This window comes from Pseudomonas nunensis (genome assembly GCF_024296925.1).
In the GTDB taxonomy this organism is placed as follows: Bacteria; Pseudomonadota; Gammaproteobacteria; order Pseudomonadales; family Pseudomonadaceae; genus Aquipseudomonas; species Aquipseudomonas nunensis.
The window spans coordinates 1,248,610-1,267,251 of the sequence record NZ_CP101125.1 but is presented as its reverse complement, the minus strand read 5'-3'; the positions used below and the strand labels follow the sequence as shown (position 1 = coordinate 1,267,251).

Annotated in this window: 13 protein-coding genes; 7 read left to right on the top strand and 6 right to left on the bottom strand. The window is 58.4% G+C overall.

Annotated features, from left to right (window positions below; genetic code table 11):
- The gene (locus tag NK667_RS05645; RefSeq protein ID WP_054617322.1) at positions 1 to 993 is read right to left on the bottom strand and encodes a diaminopimelate epimerase; all 993 of its coding nucleotides are present in this window, start codon (positions 991 to 993) and stop codon (positions 1 to 3) included.
- A 264-nt stretch (positions 994 to 1,257) separates the two neighbouring features.
- Between NK667_RS05645 and NK667_RS05640 the strand changes: the two genes are divergently transcribed.
- Genes NK667_RS05640 through NK667_RS05630 form a run of 3 tightly spaced genes read left to right on the top strand, consistent with a single transcriptional unit; the run spans position 1,258 to position 7,987 of the window.
- Positions 1,258 to 3,681 (top strand): type VI secretion system Vgr family protein, encoded by a 2,424-nt coding sequence (locus NK667_RS05640; protein WP_083471409.1) that lies wholly within the window; start codon positions 1,258 to 1,260, stop codon positions 3,679 to 3,681.
- A 2-nt stretch (positions 3,682 to 3,683) separates the two neighbouring features.
- A complete protein-coding gene (locus NK667_RS05635; RefSeq protein ID WP_236708665.1) occupies positions 3,684 to 6,881 on the top strand; it encodes a phospholipase D-like domain-containing protein in 3,198 nt (1,065 codons plus the stop codon).
- Entirely contained in the window at positions 6,878 to 7,987 is a 1,110-nt protein-coding gene (locus tag NK667_RS05630; RefSeq protein WP_161807691.1) for a hypothetical protein, read from the top strand. Before NK667_RS05635 ends, NK667_RS05630 begins: the two co-directional genes overlap by 4 nt.
- A 17-nt stretch (positions 7,988 to 8,004) precedes the next feature.
- Here NK667_RS05630 and NK667_RS05625 read toward each other — a convergent pair whose 3' ends face one another.
- Positions 8,005 to 8,784 carry an AraC family transcriptional regulator gene (locus NK667_RS05625; protein WP_054617324.1) on the bottom strand — a complete coding sequence of 260 codons (780 nt, stop codon included), beginning with the start codon at positions 8,782 to 8,784 and terminating at the stop codon, positions 8,005 to 8,007.
- A gap of 92 nt (positions 8,785 to 8,876) precedes the next feature.
- On the opposite strand from NK667_RS05625, the gene NK667_RS05620 reads away from it, so the two are divergent.
- Both NK667_RS05620 and NK667_RS05615 read left to right on the top strand, forming a co-directional pair.
- Positions 8,877 to 9,128, top strand: coding sequence for a hypothetical protein (locus tag NK667_RS05620; protein ID WP_054617325.1), 252 nt, complete (start codon positions 8,877 to 8,879; stop codon positions 9,126 to 9,128).
- Positions 9,129 to 9,265: 137 nt separating this feature from the next.
- A complete protein-coding gene (locus NK667_RS05615) occupies positions 9,266 to 10,417 on the top strand; it encodes an MFS transporter (protein WP_054617326.1) in 1,152 nt (383 codons plus the stop codon).
- 390 nt (positions 10,418 to 10,807) lie between these two features.
- Here the strand turns inward: NK667_RS05615 and NK667_RS05610 are convergent, their stop codons facing one another.
- The 4 genes from NK667_RS05610 to NK667_RS05595 all read right to left on the bottom strand — a co-directional run bounded on the left by NK667_RS05610 (position 10,808) and on the right by NK667_RS05595 (position 15,348).
- The gene (locus NK667_RS05610; protein ID WP_054617327.1) at positions 10,808 to 13,231 is read right to left on the bottom strand and encodes a TonB-dependent siderophore receptor; all 2,424 of its coding nucleotides are present in this window, start codon (positions 13,229 to 13,231) and stop codon (positions 10,808 to 10,810) included.
- 97 nt (positions 13,232 to 13,328) lie between these two features.
- Positions 13,329 to 14,303 carry a FecR family protein gene (locus tag NK667_RS05605; protein WP_054617328.1) on the bottom strand — a complete coding sequence of 325 codons (975 nt, stop codon included), beginning with the start codon at positions 14,301 to 14,303 and terminating at the stop codon, positions 13,329 to 13,331.
- Between the two features lie 40 nt (positions 14,304 to 14,343).
- On the bottom strand, positions 14,344 to 14,844 hold the full coding sequence (locus tag NK667_RS05600; protein ID WP_054617329.1) for a sigma-70 family RNA polymerase sigma factor: 501 nt from the start codon (positions 14,842 to 14,844) through the stop codon (positions 14,344 to 14,346).
- Positions 14,845 to 14,973: 129 nt separating this feature from the next.
- On the bottom strand, positions 14,974 to 15,348 hold the full coding sequence (locus NK667_RS05595; RefSeq protein ID WP_083471413.1) for a c-type cytochrome: 375 nt from the start codon (positions 15,346 to 15,348) through the stop codon (positions 14,974 to 14,976).
- A gap of 309 nt (positions 15,349 to 15,657) precedes the next feature.
- Between NK667_RS05595 and NK667_RS05590 the strand changes: the two genes are divergently transcribed.
- Together NK667_RS05590 and NK667_RS05585 are read left to right on the top strand one after the other, a co-directional pair.
- Positions 15,658 to 16,827: an aromatic ring-hydroxylating oxygenase subunit alpha gene (locus tag NK667_RS05590; RefSeq protein ID WP_054617330.1), complete on the top strand. Its 1,170-nt coding sequence runs from the start codon at positions 15,658 to 15,660 to the stop codon at positions 16,825 to 16,827.
- A gap of 148 nt (positions 16,828 to 16,975) precedes the next feature.
- Entirely contained in the window at positions 16,976 to 18,637 is a 1,662-nt protein-coding gene (locus tag NK667_RS05585) for a choline dehydrogenase (RefSeq protein ID WP_054617331.1), read from the top strand.
- Positions 18,638 to 18,642: the final 5 nt, after the last annotated feature.

The following is an 18,642-nucleotide window of genomic DNA, read 5'->3' as shown; positions in this document are numbered from 1 at the left end:
TCAATCCATCAACCGCGCCGTACCAAACAACCTCACCCGACTCAATTCACCGCCCTGCTCTTCCAAAAGAATCGGCGCCGTCCCACCAGGCATAACCACTTTCACTTCACCCACTGCTACCCACCCCACCCGCCAAGCCGCGCTAGCCACCGCACTGGCGCTGGTGCCTGACGATGCCGTCGGCCCTTCCCCGCGCTCAAACACCCGCGCGACGATCCTTCCTTCAGACTCAAGCATCGCCCATTGCAGATTCACCCCCGCCACACACGGCTGCCCTGCCCCGGTCGGCATGGCGTAGGCGATACGCGTCAGCCCTTCAGACAAACCCGGTTCACGCATCTGCTCGTTGTCCGGCAAGGCCTCGGCGTTGGTGACCAGCGTTACGCAATGGGGATTGCCAATCCGCACAAACTGGCTGCGGCACCACGCCCGCTCGAGCACTGACAACGGTTGCACATGGCTGACGTCACGGTCGTTCAACATCACGCTTTCAACGCCCAACGCACCCACCGCTTGCGCTCCGAACGAAGGCTTTCCAAGGTCCAGCCAAAAACCTTGTACGCCATCGACCTCGGCCGGTTTCACGGAAGTTTCCACAGGAGAAACCGCGTCGCTTTTATCGTGGTGAACCCGCAACAAACAAGGCTCCTCGCCTGGCAGCAACCCGTGTTCACCGAGCGCCTGAGAGAAAATCGTCAAGCCATTGCCACTGCGCTCGACCAGGGTGCCATCGGTATTGACGATCAACAGGTCAAAGGGTGGCGTGGCTTGAAACGGACCGATCAGCAGGCCGTCACAGCGATGCTCCTTCGCGCCATCCGGGCGCATTCCCTGCGGCCACTCGCAAAACGCATCCACTGCCGCGCGACTCCAGGTGTCTCTTGTCAGCGCCGACGCCTGGGCTGTTGCAGGCAAGCGGATGCCAACGCCGCGCACCGCCTCGGGCGTCACCACCGCATAAATATTGCCCCGTGCATCATAGAACCGAGCCATGAACCTCACCTTCAATCTGCTGGAAAGCGAAGGCTACTGTAGCCGTCTCGGCTATTTCGAGGCAAAAAGTGATGGCATATCGCCAAGAAACATCTTGCATCAAAACCGAAAGACGTAGACGGACAGCGCCTCTAAGCCTATGTGCGCAACTTCTTGCGCAACTTTAAGCCTTTATCATCCGGCGCAATTCTGGCTCTCGCACTCTTCTGTGTGCGCGCACCAGCAGTTTTTGATGGAGCAACGTGACACCTCAAGGAGCCAGAGATGTTCAGCCCAGCCAACGAGACTCATTTCAGCCTGACCATCGAAGGTCTTGAGCACGACCTGCAAGTGCTGTCGTTCAGCGGCACCGAAGGCATCAGCCAACCCTACGCATTCGAAGTGGAACTGGTCAGCGAAAATCCCGACCTTGACCTGGAAACCCTGCTGCATAAACAGGCATTTCTGGCGCTGGACGCTAACGATAGCGGCATCCACGGCCAGATCTACCGCGTCGCCCAAGGCGATGCCGGCAAACGCCTGACCCGCTACAAAATATCCCTGGTGCCGCAACTGCAATACCTGCATCACCGCACCAACCAGCGCATCTACCAGCAGATGTCGGCGCCGAAAATCATCGCGTTGATCCTCGACGAGCACGGCATCAAGGCCAACGCCTACAGCTTCCAGTTGAGCGTCGTGTGCCCGGACCGCGATTACTGCGTGCAGTACGATGAAACCGACCTGCATTTCGTACAGCGTTTGTGCGAAGAAGAAGGCATTCACTACCACTTCCAGCACAGCGAAAAAGCTCATTTGCTGGTATTCGGCGACGACCAAACCGTGTTCCCGAAACTTGGCCAACCGACCGCCTATGTGCAGGGCAGCGGATTGGTCGCCGATGAGCCGGTGATCAAAGGCTTCAAGCTGCGTCTGGAAACCCGCACCAGCCGCACGACCCGTCGCGACTACGACTTTGAGAAGCCGCGCCTGCAACTTGAAGCAGCGTACAAACCCGACGGCGAAAGCACCGAACCGGACCTGGAAGACTATGACTACCCGGGCCGCTTCATCGACCGCGCGCGCGGCAAATTCCTCAGCCAACGCGCCCTCGAACGCCATCGTGCCGACTACCAACAAGCCGAAGGCTGGGGCGACCAGACACGTTTGATCAGCGGCCACTTCCTGGAAATGTCCGACCACCCGCGCACCGAGTGGAACGACCTCTGGCTGCTCACCGAAATCCTCCACGAAGGCAAACAACCGCAAGTCCTCGAAGAATCGGTACCCAGCGACACCACCGACAACAAAGACGACTTCCACCAGGGCTACCGCAACCGCTTCCTCGCCACGCCATGGGCCGTGTTCTACCGCCCAGCCCTGGAACACCCGAAACCCCGTGTCCTCGGCAGCCAAACGGCGATGGTCACCGGCCCCAAAGGTGAAGAAATCCACTGCGACCAATACGGCCGCATCAAAGTCCAATTCCACTGGGACCGCGAAGGCCTGGCCGACGACAAAACCAGCTGCTGGATGCGCGTCTCCAGCTCCTGGGCCGGCGACCGCTACGGCGCCATCGCCATCCCCCGCATCGGCATGGAAGTCCTCGTCACCTTCCTCGAAGGCGACCCCGATCAACCGCTGGTGACCGGGTGCCTGTACCACAAGGAAAACCTCGTCCCCTACGAACTGCCGGTGAACAAAACCCGCACCGTGTTCAAAACCCTCAGCTCACCGGGCGGCGGTGGATACAACGAACTGCGGATCGAAGACAAGAAAGGCGCGGAACAGATCTACCTGCATGCCCAGCGCGATTGGGATGAAAACATCGAGCATGACCAGAAGATTCGCGTGGGCAATGAACGGCATGACACGGTGGAAAAGAACACCTACACCGAGTTAAAGGCGGAAGAGCATCGGACGACGATTGCGGATCGGAAAATTGAGGTCAAAGCCAACGACCACCTCACCGTCGGCCAGAACCAGCACATCAAACTCGGCACCGCACAATTGATGAACGCGGGCAAAGAGATTCACTTGAAGGCAGGCGACAAAATGGTGATCGAGGCTGGAATGGAACTGACGGTCAAGGCCGGGGGGAGTTTCATCAAGCTCGATGCCGGCGGAATTACCGTGGTGGGGCCAGTGGTGAAAATGAACGCCGGCGGCTCTGCGGGGATGGGCTCCGGGCTGGCGATTTTGATGCCGGTGTTGCCAGTGCCCGCCCCGTCAGCGGCGGCAGGCAATGTGCTGGGAAATGCGAAACCCGGCGTTGTGCCGCCCAAACTGGAATCGAAGCCAAAGGAGTACTTCTTCGACATCACGTTGACTGATGTTCCAGGCGATGACGGTTTCCCGTTGGCACATACCTCCTGGAAGATCGTTCAGGACGGCGAAGAAAAACCGCTGCTCGAAGGTAAGACCGGCGATGACGGGCGGGTCAATATCGATGAGCCGCAACGCCTCAAACTGTCCGAAGCCTATTCACAGAAAGGCCCGCTGTGGCTGTGCTATCCGGGCCAGCGCGTGCCGGTCGCGCTTCACCAGGAACCCTCGGCAGCTGACAAGGAGCGCTTCGCCCTCGCCGCACTGGACTTTCATGACAGCACAAAACACCGCACTATCAGCACCGCGAACAACGAACGCAGCAAACAGGATTTGCTCAGTGAAGGCGATCTGTACAGCCAACTGCAAGCCAGGGACGAATGACCATGACGAATTCCGCAACGCCCTACAACGGCATTCGCCACAAGGAAATCAGCCAGATCAATACCGCCGAAGGCAAAGCCCTTCCGGCGATTAATGCTCCGGATTTCTTTATTCAGGACGAGTCTGCATTCGCCCCCAAGCGCAGCGGTAACCAAGTACGGTTTTTCACCACCGGCGAGGACTATTACAAGGACCTCGCGGGCGCAATTGCTGGCGCAGCAAACTCCATCTTCATCACCGGCTGGCAGATCAACTACGACGTGACGCTGGATGGCAAGCAGAGCCTTTGGCAATGCCTGCATAACGCACTCAAGGCCAAACCGACACTGAAAGTCTTCGTCATGCCCTGGCTGAGTCCGGCGGCAAGCGTGGGCACCCACGATTTCGAAACCATGCTGGCGATCTTTCAACTCAATGCAGGTCTGAAAGTTGCTCGCGCGTTTTGCACTCCGGCGATCCAGCAGAGCGACATGAAAGGCCTGGGCTCGACTTTTTCCCATCACCAGAAATGCGTGGTGATCGACAACAAGATCGGTTACGTCGGGGGCATCGACCTGGCATACGGTCGACGCGACGACAACAACTTCAGCCTCGACGCTCGCTCGCGCCAGGGCAATGACGCTTACAACCCCGGGATTCCGCATCTGGGCTGGATGGACATGGACAAGCACGTCAGCCGCACCGGCCTGTTAATGGCCACGCTGTTCGACTTGTCTCGGCCGGCCGGCTACATCCCACTTCCGCTCGGCAAGACCAAGTTGCCGCTTCCGGCCCCCGATGGCGTCATCAATGCCGGCGCGTCTATTCAAAACTTCTTCTCCAGCCCGGCGCTACCCGCCATCGAATGGTTGTCCAAGGCCGGCAACAGCTTCAAGGAGCAAATCGGTGCAATCGACCCATTGGCCTCGACCAAAAAGTACCTGACCGACACGGTGATTCGGCAGGTCTCAGCCCTGATCAAGCGCAACTGGGACAACCTGCCCATCGCAGAACCGTTGAAGGGCCAGGTCAAAGTCTGGATTGCAGAAGTCGAACGCAGCGTCGGTAATCTTCAAGCCGCCCTGCGCCTGAAAAGCTATGAGCTGATCAACAAGTGGATGAGTGCCACCGACCTGGGCCGGATGATCGCGATGTTCTGCGACAAAGGCTACGACGCACTGCCGGCAGAGAAAATGGGCTGGTTGAACGACATCAACGAAATCGGCACCTCCCTGCTTGGGCACTTCTATGCGCTGTTGCAGAGCCGCTTGGAAAATCGCGAAGAGCCGTTCTATTACCTTGAGCACAAGCCACAGCCACTGGCTTCTTCGGATTACAGTCGACTGGCCGACGATCAGCCACGCATGCCATGGCAGGACGTCCACAGTCGTATCGAAGGCCCGTCGGTCTATGACCTCTCGCGCAACTTCATTGACCGCTGGAATGGCCAACAGGCCTACATTGCCGACATCAAAAAACTGGAAAAAACCAACGTCATCGTTGCGGTGATGGAATGGCTGAACATGCTCGCCAAGGACGCCGGGTTGACCAACCACCTGGACCTGAACAATCGCATCCAACTGAACCTGCCCATGCCCAAACCGGTATGGATCAACCAACCGCAGTCCCTGCCGACACCACCGGAAATGCTCCGGGGTGGCGTCAGCGTCCAGGTACTGCGCAGCGCTTCAGCCAACATGACCGCCCAAGAAGCAAAAGGACGCAGCAAATCCAGCGTCCACCTGCCAGTTCCCGCCGGGATCAACACCGGCGGCGTCCAGGCCAACTGCCACAGCGCCATGCTGCAGGCTATCTCTAGCGCGCAGCATTTCATCTACATCGAGAACCAGTTTTTTCAGACTGAGTTTGGAGATGAGGCGGAGTTGCCTGCCGGCAAACCGCTGTCCGGCCCAATGGCCAGTTTGCGCGACCCAGCGAGTCTGCGGCAGGACTATGTAGCGCGAATCAATCTGCGCGAAGCGCTGAACGAACAAGACTTTGCCAAGATCGACTGGAAGGAAGTCGATTCCATCGGCAAACAACGCAACGAAGAGGCACGTAAGTTTCTCGACGGCTTCTACGCCATTTGGCAAACCAACGCACAGGGCTGGCTAACGCAAAAGCTCGGCAAGGAAGTAAAAGTCTCGAACAGCATCGGCAAAGCCTTGGCTGATCGAATTGGACGAGCAATTGCCGAGGAGCGTCCGTTTCATGTGTACCTGATTTTGCCCGTCCATCCGGAGGGAGCGCTGAACGTGCTTAACCTCATGCATCAGGTTCACCTGACCATGCAAAGCCTGGTGTTTGGCGAACAGAGTCTGGTGAAACGAGTTCAACGGCATATGGCGATCAAGGCGATGATGGATCGCAAGTGCACGAAAGAAGAGGCGGAGAAGATTGTTGAGCGCTTGGACAGTAAAAAAGTCCCTGTTTATGCCCAACAGGATTGGTCCAAGTACTTAACACTGCTCAACTTACGCACCTGGGACACCCTTGAAGGAAGGGTCGTTACCGAACAGATTTATATCCACAGCAAGCTACTCATTGCGGATGACCGGGTAGCAATTTTGGGAAGCGCTAATATTAATGACCGAAGCTTGCACGGCAAGCGCGACTCAGAACTTTCGGTCATTGTGCGTGATAGCAGCCCTACTCCCGCCTTGTTGGATGGAGAGAGAACTCACCAAGTCGGTCAATCCATTAACAAGTTGAGAAAGGACTTGTGGAAAAAGCATTTTGGATTAAGCCTTACTAAAAGCTCGTCCGTCGCAGCAGCGACTCATTTGGAAAAATACCTTGATCAACCGGCCTCTGAAAATACATGGAGAGCAATCCAGTCCCAAGCCAGGCAAAACGCGGATGCCTACGAAGAATGCTTCGGCTTCATTCCTCAAAATAAAAATAATAAGTACCCCGCTTCCATATGGCCCACGTGGACATATAGGGACCCTAACAACCTGAGCGCCGGTGGCAAATTAGCCAATCCCATGCCTTATGAAAAACGTTTCTGGGAGAATGAAACCTTAGCGGATGTGAAGGCTTATCCCGCACCTGCAGGGATCAAAGGGTTCATCACCTACCTTCCAATCCAATGGACCTGGAAAGAAAATAACGACTCTGGATTAAACATGACCATCCTCGCGAGCACCCCCAACAAGAAAGATGATAGTACGCTTGCCAGCACAAGCACTAACGATCAGAGCGGAATCGAAAGCGCATGAACTATCAGCTGAGTTTAATAATATTATTTTGTTTTGCCATTCTGAAACCCGCCCATGCCGACTCACCTAAACAAGAATGCGTGGGACGCCTTACTTTCGACGTACCTGAAAAAATAGAATGGGCCACTTACCCTACCGAAAACAAGTTAATAAGCGGGGGCGGCGGGCACACCTTCAGCAAAAATATAAGTTCTGAGAACGAGTACTTATCTTACAATCACAGCGGACTTACCCTTCGAGTAAGCAATATCACTACCCACCATGAATTCGACCTACAGCGCAATGCAATACTTTATACCGACGAAACATCAAAAAAAGAAACCCTTGAAAAGATAGACACTAAGAAAGGCCGCCTGCAAAGCATTCAGGAAATGAATTACAGCACCGACGTCATTGAACGCTTAAAAGACGAGATAAAAATCCTGGAAGAATCAGCCGCCGACAAGACCATTAAAGAGTACGCACTTAACATTTCCGACTCGTATGTCTTTGGTGATAACACCACGCCGTCCCAAGTTCTTCTTTGGCGCAACAATCGCATCTATTATTTCAACTTCAATACGCCAACTAAAAACTCAGCCGAAGACATCAAAGACCTGATCGCCCGCTTCGAACCCCGCGAGCTCTATCAAGTCCCCAATGGCCCAGGCGTCTGCCTGCCCTACGGCTTTATCCATGACGATGGAAAAACCGGTTTCAGCGTCAAAAACAGCCTGCGCTTCACCAGCACGCCAAACGTGATCATGAGCATGATCAATGCCTCGCAAGACGACCCAACCAAAGCCACCACCGGTACCTACAATACGGACCACAATCCCGGCTACGACGCAGAGAAATGGAAAAAGTCGAAGATCATGGAGAAGTTCTACTTCGGTGATCGCATGACCACCCTTGAAGGCTGGCGTCTGGACCCGCGTCCCGAATCTGGCGAACAAGAGCGGGCGTGGTTTGCCATCGCGCATGTCGGTGGTCTTGCCAGCCCGTTGATGGCCGTGCAGATGTTCACGTTCAAGCAAGGCACCGATGGTTTGAAATTCCTGACACCGCCGCCCGAAGCGGTGATTCCGCGTTTTTTGAAATTGACTGAGAGCATCAAGCCACAGTAATCGGGTAGCGTGGTATTTCAGCAAGCTCCACCGGAATACCGCCCCGGCGTCACCCCAAACGTGCGCCGAAACATCGCAATAAACGCACTGACGTTTTCATACCCCAATTCCAGCGCAATGGTCGTCACTGCCTCACCTACCGCCAACAGTTCCAGCGCCCGCAACAATCGCGCGCGCTGGCGCCACTGGCTGAAGGTGAAGCCGGTTTCGCTGACGAAGTGTCGAGCCAGAGTGCGGGCCGACACGCCGCCCCACTGCGCCCATTGCTCCAGCGAGCGGTTGTCGGCCAGGTCATCGACCAGCGCTTGAGTGATCCGGCGCAACCGCTGATCGCGAGGCAGCGGCAAGCCGAAAGGCTCGCTGGGCAGTACGGCGATTTCATCGAGAATCAGTTGGGCGACGCGCTCCTGTCGCGGATCCCGTGCGCCGTCGCCCCAGGTCGCCGCGCGGTCTACGGCTTCACGGAGCAGGCCCGAGGTGGCGATGATGCAAGGTTGCCCTGGCAAACCGATACAGGCAGGCGCCGCCACGTAGACGCTCCAGCCATGGAATGGACCATGGGAGCGCAAGCCGTGCAGGCAGTCCGGCGGAATCCACACCGCGTGGGTGGCCGGCACCACCCAATGATGATCCGCCGCCTCCACCGACAACAACCCGCGCCGCGCCCCCAGCAATTGACCGCGAGCATGCTGGTGCAAGGCGCTTTGGCGCTCGACGGGGCTGTCCAGTGTGACGGCGATCACCGGTGCCGCTGTGGCGGATTGCGCCAGCTCTGTGGATATCAGCGGTTTAGCCATTGGCAGTTTCACGTTATCGAATGACCAGAATGAGGCAGTTTAGCCATGATCGACGCTTTAGGCTGAGCACTCATTCAACAGGAGTCACCGATATGCGCGCCGAAGACTTGCTTCCCGACCACCTCGACCAAGGCCAATTCAATGGCATCACTGTGCGCAAAGGCACGGTCGGGGCTTTTCTGATCAATGCGCGGGTGTTGGCCGACCCACACAGCAGCGCCGAACAACAACGGTCGGCAAAGCAGGACATTATCGAGGCGTTGCCGGCGCTGCGGGCGCTGGGTTTGTTCGAGATTCTGCAAGTGCGCGACGAACGTCTGCGCGAATTGTGCGAACGCCGCTGACACCCACACTCGCGATTAGGGGGCGTGCTGTGCAAGGATGTCAGCCTGCCTCACCGCGAACCGCTGCGGACGCTGATCGAACCTGACCGGTAAGTCACTGTCCCTTGGGTACGCGACGTTTTTTGCCAAGGATCGATATGACCAACCTCAACACCTCCGCCACTTTTGTTCCCGGCCGCCTGGAACAGATGTCTACCCGCATCGCCTTTTTTATCGCCGGCCTTGGTATCGCTGCTTGGGCGCCGCTGGTGCCGTACGCCAAGGCGCGAGCCGGGCTGGATGAAGGGACCCTCGGTTTGCTGCTGTTGTGCCTGGGGGTCGGCTCGATTCTGGCGATGCCGATTGCGGGGCTCCTGGCGACACGTTTTGGTTGTCGTCGCGTGGTGAGCGCCGGGGTGTTGTTGATCTGCGCGGCGCTGCCGTTGTTGGCGACGGTCTCGTCAATTCCAGCGTTGATCGCGACGCTGTTCATGTTTGGCGCGGGGCTGGGCACGGTGGATTCGACGGTGAACCTGCAAGCGGTGATCGTCGAACGGGCCAGCGGCAAGACCATGATGTCGGGCTTCCATGGCTTGTTCAGCTTGGGCGGGATCGTTGGCGCGGCGGGTGTCAGCGCCCTGCTCGGTCTGGGGGTTTCTCCGCTCGGCGCGATGCTGGTGGTCGTGGTGGTGCTGATCGCTGCGTTGCTGAAAGCGGTGCCGCATCTGTTGCCTTACGGCAGTGAAAAGTCCGGGCCAGCGTTTGCCGTGCCCCATGGCATCGTGCTGTTTATCGGCATGATGTGCTTCATCGTGTTCCTCACCGAAGGCGCGGCGCTCGACTGGAGCGCCGTGTTCCTGGTGTCCGAGCGTGGGATCGACACGGCCTATGCGGGGATGGGTTATGCAGCGTTTGCGCTGACCATGACCGCCGGGCGTTTGACCGGGGATGCCATTGTGCGGCGCCTGGGCGCGACGAAAGTGATGGTGTTTGGTGGGCTGACGGGTGCAGTCGGGCTGACGTTGGCGACCTTCGCACCTAGCTGGGAACTGGCGCTGGTGGGTTATGCGCTGGTCGGGGCGGGTTGCTCGAACATCGTGCCAGTGTTGTACACCGCCGTGGGCAAACAGACTGTCATGCCGGAAAGCATCGCCGTGCCGGCCATCACCACCCTCGGTTACGCAGGGATCCTCGCCGGGCCTGCACTGATCGGATTCGTCGCCCATGCCAGCAGCTTGAGTTTTGCATTCGGGTTGATGGCGGTGTTGCTGGTGGCCGTGGCCATTGGCGGGAAAGTATTGAAAGTCTGAACAGCTTCGCGAGCAAGCCCGCTCCCACAGGGGGATCTCCAGTGAACACGGGTTTTGTGTACGGCAGAGATCCAAATGTGGGAGCGGGCTTGCTCGCGAAAGCGGTGGGTCAGGCGACAGCTTTATCGACTGTGAAGTCCTCTTCGCGAGCAAGCCCGCTCCCACAGGGATCTGCAGTGAACACAGGATTTGTGTACGACTGAAGACCAAATGTGGGAGCGAGCTTGCTCGCGAAAGCGGTGGGTCAGGCGACAGCTTTATCGACTGTGAAGCCCTCTTCGCGAGCAAGCCCGCTCCCACCAGGGGATCTCCAGTGAACACAGGATTTGTGTACGGCAGAGATCCGAATGTGGGAGCGAGCCTGCTCGCGAATGAAGCCGCCGAGGTCTATCAGAACCCGACGCTGGCCTGCACAAAGAATGTGCGCGGTGCGCCGACGTAGATGCCGGAGTTGTTGTCGCTGGAGCGGGTGAAATATTGGTGGTCGAACACGTTTTTCACCCCGGCGCCGAGTTTCAGGTTCGACAGTTGTGAACCGAAGTCATAACCGCCGCGCACGTTCCAGGTCACGTAGCCCGGCATGTTGCCGTACTGCCCGTCAGCGCTGCCTTCGGTGATGTAGTTGCCGGTGAAGCTGCCATCAGCGTTCACCCCGGTGCCCGGCGAGCGCTGCTTGGACTGGGCGAAACCGTCGATGTTGTAGGTCCAGCGATTGACGTCATAACGCAGGCCAACAGTCGCCACCTGACGGGAATAGAACGGCAGGTCACGGCCCTTGAAGCCCGGGATCTCGCCCTCATAGGTGGCGCGGGTGTAGGTGAAACCGGCGTTGGCGGTCAGGCCGTCGAGCCGTGGATCGAGCGCCGACATGTCGTAATGCACCGACGCTTCCAGGCCCTGGTGCTTGGTCGCGCCAAGGTTGGTCCAGCCCACGTCGTTGCTGATGTATTGCAGTTCGTCATCGAAGTCGATGTAGAACAGTGTCACTTCCCCGCCCCACACGTCATCGTTGTAGCGCGTGCCGACCTCGTAGGTCTTGGCCTTTTCCGGGCTCAAACCGTTGGCGGTGCTGTCACCCGAACCGCCCTGGCCGAGCTGGAAATACTGCAGGCTGCCGAACGAGGTTTCGTAGTTGGCAAACAGCTTCCAGGCGTCGGACAAGTGATACATCACGCTCAGCGCCGGCAGCGGTTCATTGCTTTCGATGCTGCGGTTTTTCTCTGGAACGCGTTTGCCAACGGTGTCGAGAACCGCGCGGTCGTGCCAGTCAGTGCTGATGTGCTCGAAGCGAATCCCTGGGGTAATGGTCCAGTTGCCGACGTCGATTTTGTTATCGAGGTACACCGAGTTCGCCTCGGTGCCGCCAGTACGATCCTGGAACACATGGCCGTCGGATGTCGGTGTGATCACCGGTTGGTTGTTCACCAATGCCACGCGGCTCGACTGCTCGTGCATCGCTTCCTTGAGGTAGCGATAACCGACGCTGACTTCCTGGGTGGTCGGGCCGACATCGAACACATGGGACACCCGAGGCTCGATGCCCAGGGTGTAATAGGAACGCGGATAAGAGCTGAGGGTTTTCTGGTCGCGGGCGGCGATGTTGCTGCCACGAAAACTGTCGGTGTAGTAGGTCAGCACTTCGGCCTGGGTGCGATCGTCGATCTGCCGCGCCCACTTGAAAGACACATCTTTACGGCGGCCAGTGAAGTTGTCGTAGTCGCGCACGGACTGAAACGGACTGGCGTCGTACTGCTTCTGGGTCAGGCCGCCGGGCATGTCGGCACTGGCGTCGTAGTAGTGGAAATTCAGGCTGAAATCGTCAACGTCGGTGGGCGCCCAGTGAGTCTTGAGGATCACGTCGTCGATGTCATTGCCGTTGTTGCTTTCGCGGTAACCGTTGCCGTTCACCCCGGTGTACAACAGCGCGACGCCCATGCCGTTGTCCGCCGTGCCGCCGACAAACGCGGTGTCGATATGCTTCCAGCCACCGTGCTGGGAAGTTTCCAGGGTGGTGCCGATTTCACCGGTGGCTTTTTCCGGGATGGCGCGGGTGACGAAGTTGATCACCCCGCCGACGTTCTGTGGCCCATAACGCACGGAACCGGCGCCGCGTACCACGTCGATACTGTCGAGGTTGCCCGAGGAAATCGGCGCCATCGACAGTTGCGGTTGGCCGTAAGGGGCGAACGCGGCCGGTACGCCGTCGATCAACACCGTGGAGCGCGGCGACAGGCGCGAGGTCAAGCCACGTACACCAACGTTCAGGGCGATGTCGCTGCCGCCGGTGCCATTGGCGTCCTGCACTTGCACGCCTGGGACACGACGCAGCACGTCGCCGACGTTCATTGCGCCTTGCTCGATCATCGCTTCGCGGCGGATCACCGTCCGCGCGCCAGGGTGGTTTTGCACCACGGCGGCATCGGCGTCACCGAGCCAGTCGCCGACCACTTTGATGTCGGTCACGCCCAGTTCCAGCGGGCCGTTGGACGCGGTGGTCGGCGCCGGCGTCAGGGTCACCGAACCTTCATCGATCTGATATTCCAGGCCACTGCCTTGCAGCAATTGGCGCAGGGCCTGTTCCGGGGACAGATTGCCGTCCACCGCCGGGGCTTGTTTGCCGGCGACCAGTTCCGGACTGAAAAAAACCTGCAACGAGGTTTGCTGACCGAGCTGGCTCAAGGCCTGGCCCAGCGGCTGCGCCTGGATGTGAATGGCATCGGCGGCGAACGCCTGAGGCAGCGCTGCACTGACAGCCAATGCCAGCGCGAGCGGCAGCCAAGGTAATTTGTTGTTTTTAGCGGTGGTTTTTTTCACGTCGAACGTTGTCCTGTGGATCGCAAGAATACGCGGCTGTTAATGCAAACCAGTTGCAGTTGGACAAGAAGACGAAGAACTCGAAAAAAACCTGAATCTATCGCGCAATTATTTCCTGACTGCCATCAGGAAGCGTGCGCACGTCCACCGGAAGAATGCTCGGCAAGGCCTTGAGCAGTGCATCGGTGTTGTCGGATTTGAACACGCTGGTCAGGCGCAAATTGCCCACTTTTTCGTTGCCGACCGTGAGCGGCTTCTCGCGATAGCGCGACACTTCGGCGGCGACTTCGGCAAGGCTGGCGTTATTGAACACCAGTTTGCCGCTGCGCCACGCGGTCAGTTCCTGCGGGTTGACTGCGTAGGCGGCGGCCACTTTGCCTTGGGCATCGATCTGCGTACCGAGGCCAGCGGTGAGGTTGATGAAATCGGTGCCGTAACCCTGAACCTTGACCGTGCCCTGCTCCACCGCGACCCTGGTTTGGGCCGGGTCCCGGCGCACATCGAAGCGGGTGCCGGTGACCGTGACCTGGCCGTTGCCGGTCTCGACCACGAACGGCCGGCTGGTGTCGTGCTCGACGCTGAACATCGCCTCGCCTTCCGTCAGTTCGATGCCCCGACGATTCTTTTCAAAGCGCACCTGCACCCGGCTGCGACTGTTGAGGTCAATCACCGAGCCGTCCGGCAACGCCACATGCTGGCGCTCGCCCAGGGCCGTGGAAAATTCCGCAGTGTAAGTCGACGGGTGATTCAAACTGCTGAACAAGCCAAGGCCCAGCGCCACCGCCAACACACTCGCGGCCACCGCATAACGCACCAGCGGACGTCGCTTGCGGCGCTCAACCGGGGCTTCGCACAAGGCTTGCAGACGCTTGGCGGGCAGCAGATCCGCCGCCGTCCACAAGCCCTGAAGCAATTGAAATTCATCGCGGTGCTGCGGATGTTCGTGCAGCCAGACTTCGAAACGTCGATGTTCCTCGACGTCCACCGCAGGCTCCTGCAAACGCACAAACCACCGTGCCGCCTCGTCGCGAACCGCTGTTTGCCCGCACGCGCAATCACGAGTATCCATCATGGAAATTCCTGTTTGGCCGGGGATGAAAAGGCGCGGCCGATCATGGCTGCAATCCGTCGAGACGATCACGCAAGTGCCGCAGGGTGCGGATCATATACTTTTCCACCATGTTCTTGGACAGCCCCAACCGCTCGGCGATTTCCGCCTGGGTCAGGCCTTCGATCTTCTGCCAGACAAACACCTTGCGACAGTTGATCGGCAACTCGGTGAGCGCCCGTTCAATGGAGTCGGCCAACTGGATCGCATGCATGAAATGCTCCGGGTCGCCGGATGACGACACACTGTGATCAATCGCCTCGGACTCCATGGCGCCCCGCCGATCCTCACGCCGATACCCATCCACCGCAATGTTACGCGCGGTCTGGTGCAAATACGCCCGAGGCTGCTCCACCGCCGCCGAATCCGACTCAAGCACCCGCACAAAGGTGTCATGGGCCAAGTCCTCGGCCTGCTGACGATTTCTCAGGCGACGGGTCCAGGTGCCGATCAACTCTTCGTAATGCTCGAAAAAGCCGTGGGTGCGGGGCAGCTTGGGGGTCATTGCGGTGTGCTGTGGGGAGGAGGCGTGAATAGTAATGCTTCCTATTAAGCCCGGCAAATCATTCCTCAGTAGCCTGATGAACGTAGGTTTTCAAAGAGGATTTCAGTGCCCGCCCCTCACCTGAGATCATCATTTTTTCGAAATCACACCACTCATGTATTGATGTAGATCGCGCAGATCATCAACGCTCCAAGCGTGCGGCGGTATCTTTACCCCATTCTCTCGCAATGTTTTCGGAATCAAGTTTCCATTTGGGCGGAGTATTACCGATGACACAATGACGCCCGGATAATCAGTTAGCCGTTTCTTGAAAGCGGGGGTTGTCAGATCAGGTGTTGGTGGATTGCTTTTATCAGCCAATGGCCCGGTTCCTTTGATATCGGCTCCATGGCACACGGAACATCTCTGCAAATAGAGATTTTTCCCGTTGAGAGTGTCCGCAAAGGACAGCGATGTTTGAGCTAATAATAAAAATCCTGGTAAAGCGATGAACGCTATTTTCATTTCCATATGACCTTGTTGGATAGATTGGATCTGAATCAAGGGTGAATCTCGGAAGTGCCACTGCAACACGCGATTCTGTCGATTTTGCGCCACGGTCCACGAGTTACTCAATGTGCCGTTATGGGTTTTAGTCGACTTTCTTGAAGGGGCGACGCTCTGTTCCTCATCGCGGAGCACCGTTCCCCCACCCTTGATCATTCCCCCACCCAACTCGTCGCAATCCATCAATCCCCACCCTTCCCCGCGCCATAGATTAACTCCCAGAACAAGCAGCCGTGCCGTGCGGCCAGTCCCTGTGGAGATCACCCCATGCAAAATTTCCAGACCCGCAAACAGCAAAGCCCCGTCGAGGGTTGGGATCATCAGGACCCGGAAGAAGCCTTCACCCTGCCCTCGCGTTACTTCTTCGACGAGACGCTGTTCAAGGCTGAGCGCGACAATATTTTCATGCACGCCTGGCACGTGGCCGGGCATGTCAGTGAGTTCGCCGAGCCGGGGCAGTATGTGGTCACGGATCTGTTTGATCAGAGTGTGGTGGTGGCGAGAAATCGGCAGGGCCAGATTCACGGGTTCCACAACGTTTGCCAGCATCGCGGCAATCGCTTGCTTGAAGAGCGGCGCGGTACAACGGGCGGCGTGGTGCGTTGTGCTTATCACTCGTGGTGCTATGAGATGGACGGCACCCTGCGTGGTGCGCCGCGTTGCGAGAAGATGAAGAACTTCGAGTTGCAGCAGTTCAATATTCCGCAGGTGCGTACTGAAGAGTTGGGCGGGTTTATCTACTTCAATCTGGATCCGGCAGCGGCGTCATTGCGCGATCTGTTTCCCGGTGCCGATGAGGAGATGCGTCGGGTATTTCCTAACCTGGCGAACATGCGCCTGATCGAGGAACAGGACGTGATCGTGCCGGCCAACTGGAAGGTGATCATGGACAATTCCATCGAGGGTTATCACTTCAAGTTGTCCGGGCCGTGCCATATCGACCTGGCCAAGTTGATCGACTTCAAGGGCTATCAGTTGACCAAACGCGACAACTGGTGGACCTACATCGCCCCGGCCAACCTCTCGGTGACCGAAGCCTACGGCGTACCGCTGAAGCCTGAAGTAAACCCGGATGAGTGCTTCTTCAATATCGGCATGTGGCCGAACAATACTTTCTACACCTTCCCGTTTTCGGAGTTTCTGGGCTCTTTCATCATGATCCCGCTGGACGCCGAACGCTCGTTGCTGCGCTTCGGCTACTACTCGAACAACGGCGAAACGGCGGCGGTCAGCGCGTCGTGCATGAAGTGGATGAATGAAGATCTGGGGCCGGAGGATATTGCGCTGAACATCTCGGTGCAGAAAGGCCTGCACTCGCTGGGTTATGACCAGGGCCGCTACATGATCGATGCCCAGCGCAGTAATGAAAGTGAGCATTTGGTGCATCACTTTCACAAGCTGGTGTTTAACGGGATTCATGGGCCCGGTGCAATCTGAACCAAACACAGTCCATGTGGGAGCGAGCTTGCTCGCGAAGGCGGTGTATCAGGCAACACAACTGTCGGCTGACACACCGCCTTCGCGAGCAAGCCCGCTCCCACAGGGTTTAGTGTCGAGAATCTTCGTTAATGGAGCACAACAAACCATGGCCAATCATGAGTTTGATTACCTGATTGTGGGCGCAGGCTCGGCGGGTTGCGTGTTGGCCAATCGCTTGAGCGAGGATCCCAGCGTGCGGATTCTGGTGCTGGAAGCCGGGCCGGCGGACAAGAGCTGGACCATCGACATGCCCTCCGCCGTGGGCATAGTGGTCGGCGGCACGCGCTACAACTGGAGCTACAACTCCGAGCCGGAACCGTACCTGGACGGTCGCCGGATCGGCACGCCGCGTGGCCGGACCCTGGGCGGTTCGTCGTCGATCAATGGCATGGTCTACATCCGTGGCCATGCGCGGGATTACGACGGTTGGGCCGAGCAAGGTTGTGACGGCTGGAGTTATCAGGAAGTGTTGCCGTACTTCAAACGCGCGCAATCCCATGCCGACGGCGCCGACGATTACCGTGGGGCGAGCGGGCATCTGCACGTCACCCCTGGCGATACGCAAACGCCGTTGTGCGCGGCGTTTCTGGCGGCGGGTGCCGAGGCTGGATATGGCTTGAGCGACGACCTGAATGGTTATCGTCAGGAAGCCTTCGGGCCGGTGGATCGCACCACTCGCAACGGGCGGCGCTGGAGCACTTCGCGGGGGTATCTGAGCGAAGCCTTGGCGCGCGGAAACGCTCAGGTATTCACCGACGCCTTGGCGTTGCGCATTCTGTTCGATGGCCAACGCGCCATCGGCATCGAGTACGAGCAGAACGGCGAGACCCATCAAGCACTCGCCCGCCGCGAGGTGTTGCTCACCGCCGGAGCGATCAATTCGCCGCAGCTGTTGCTACTGTCTGGCATCGGCCCTGCGGCGGAATTGCGCGACCTCGGCATTAGCGTAATCCACGACCTGCCCGGCGTCGGCAAACGGCTCAACGATCACCCGGACACGGTCATCCAATACCTGTGCAAAAAACCGGTGTCGCTGTATCCGTGGACCACCGCGCCGGGCAAGTGGTGGATCGGCGCTCGCTGGTTCGTCACCCATGACGGACTCGCGGCGAGCAATCACTTCGAAGCCGGGGCGTTTATCCGCTCGCGCGCCGGGGTCGAACATCCCGACCTGCAACTGACCTTCATGCCGCTGGCGGTGCAACCGGGCAGCGTCGATCTGGTGCCGGGCCACGCGTTCCAGATCCATATCGACCTGATGCGTCCCGCCAGTCTGGGCAGCGTCACCCTTAACAGCGCCGACCCTCGACAACCGCCACGCATCCTGTTCAATTACCTGAAAACCGAGCAGGATCGAGCCGACATGCGCGCCGGCGCATGTCTGGTGCGCGAGATCATCGAGCAACCGGCCATGGCCGCGTTCAAAGGTGAAGAATTGGTCCCCGGCCCTCACGCCCAGAGCGATGAAGCGCTGGACGCCTGGGCCAGGCAGGTCACGGAAACCGGCTACCATGCCAGCGGCACCTGCAAGATGGGCCCGCTGGGCGATCCCGAAGCGGTGGTCGATCCGCACTTGCGTGTGCACGGCCTCGACGGCTTGCGAGTGGTGGACGCTTCGATCATGCCGGTGATCGTCAGCGGCAACACCAACGCGCCGACGGTGATGATCGCGGAAAAGGCCAGCGACCTGATCCGTGGCCGGCCAGCGCTGGCGATGGTTGATGCTCCGGTCTGGATTCATCCGCAGTGGCAGACTCGACAACGATAGAGATC